The organism is Delftia sp. ASV31, from assembly GCF_016428765.1.
Taxonomy (GTDB): Bacteria; Pseudomonadota; Gammaproteobacteria; order Burkholderiales; family Burkholderiaceae_C; genus Comamonas; species Comamonas acidovorans.
In genome coordinates this window covers 1-1,415 of record NZ_JAELTK010000192.1, presented here as the reverse complement: position 1 = coordinate 1,415, position 1,415 = coordinate 1, and the positions used below count along the sequence as shown (strand labels likewise).

The window sequence follows — 1,415 nt, the reverse complement described above, 5'->3', positions numbered from 1 at the left end:
GATGCAGCACCATGGCACCGCCCGGCAGGCTGCGCCGCTGGCTGCGGCGGTAGGCAAAGCTTTGCACGCCGGACAGCGTCAGGCCCAGTGCATAGGTGTCGTGCCTGTGGGGCGCATAGCCGTGCCCGCCGAAATAGGCCTCGATGCGCTCCAGGCCAGCGCCCAGCTGCGAATGCCGGACCCAGTCGCTGGAGATGCTCGTTTCTGCCATGTGGGTTGGTGGTGAGGGGTGTGCAAAGCAGCCGCAGATGGTAACTGCGGGCCAGTGACCTCAAGGCGAGCAGGCCGGCTGCTCCGCGCCCGGCACGGCTTGGCTTGCCGGTGCGCGGCGCATGCCCGCAGACACCACCCACCCCAGCAGCGCGATAAGTGCAGCACCCCATTCGGCCTGCTGCAGCCCCCGGGCCGTGGCCTCGCGCAGCGCATCGGGCGCCGTGATGCCGGCCAGCGGCGCCGTGGCCACCATGACCAGCAGGGCCAACCCCAGTGCCGCGCCCACTTGCTGGGCCGTGGCCGCAATGCCCGAGGCCACGCCCTGCTGCGCAGCCGCCACGCCCTGGCCGGCCACCACCCACATGGCGGTCCAGCACGCGCCCTGGCCCAGGCTGAGCACCACGAAGCCGGGCACCAGCCAGACATAGCTGCCGCCCAGCGGCAGCGCCCAGGCCATGTAGGCCAGGCCGATGGTGCCTGCGGCCCAGCCCCCCATCAGCACGGCGCGCGGCGTGGAGCGGTGCAGCCAGTGTTCGGCCCAGCGGATGCCCAGCGTGCAGACCGCCGTGGGCAGCAAAAAGGCCATGCCGGCCTGCAGCGGGCTCCAGCCGAAGATCTGCTGGAAGTACAGCGCCAGGAAGTAGTACTGCACGCCAAAGCTGCTCATGAAGATCATGGTCAGCAGCATGGCCGCGCGCAGGCTGGGCACGCGCAGCAGGGACAGCGGCATCAGCGGCGAGACGATGCGGGCCTCGATGCGCCAGAACAGGGCCAGCGCCGCCATGGCCACGGCCAGCGTCCCCAGCGTGGCGGCGCTGGCAAAGCCCCATTCAGGGCCTTGCACCAGGGCCGTCACCAGCAGGCTGCTGCCCAAGGTCACGCTCAGGCAGCCGGCCAGATCGAAGCCCTGGCCCGGCGCGGCGCGCCCGGTCTGGGCCGAGGGCGGCAGAAAGCGCAGCGCCGCCATGGCACACGGCCAGGCCACGGGCACCAGCACCCACAGCACCCAGTTCCAGCCCAGCGTCTGCGTAAGCACGCCGCCCAGCAACGCGCCGGCCGCCAGCCCGCCGGCCGACGCCATGCTCCACACGGCCAGGGCGCGGTTGCGCTCGGGCCCGGCCGCATACAAGGTGTTGATCAGCGACAGCGTGGCCGGAAACAGCAGCGCCCCGGCCACGCCCTGCCCTGCGCGGCCCAGCACC

2 protein-coding genes are annotated in these 1,415 nt (G+C 72.0%); both read right to left on the bottom strand.

Annotated features, from left to right (window positions below; all coding sequences use genetic code 11):
* Positions 1-211: AraC family ligand binding domain-containing protein (locus JHD82_RS28955; RefSeq protein ID WP_199140338.1), on the bottom strand; the 211-nt coding region annotated here is incomplete at its 3' end.
* Between the two features lie 60 nt (positions 212-271).
* Positions 272-1,415: MFS transporter (locus JHD82_RS28950; RefSeq protein ID WP_199140336.1), on the bottom strand; the 1,144-nt coding region annotated here is incomplete at its 5' end.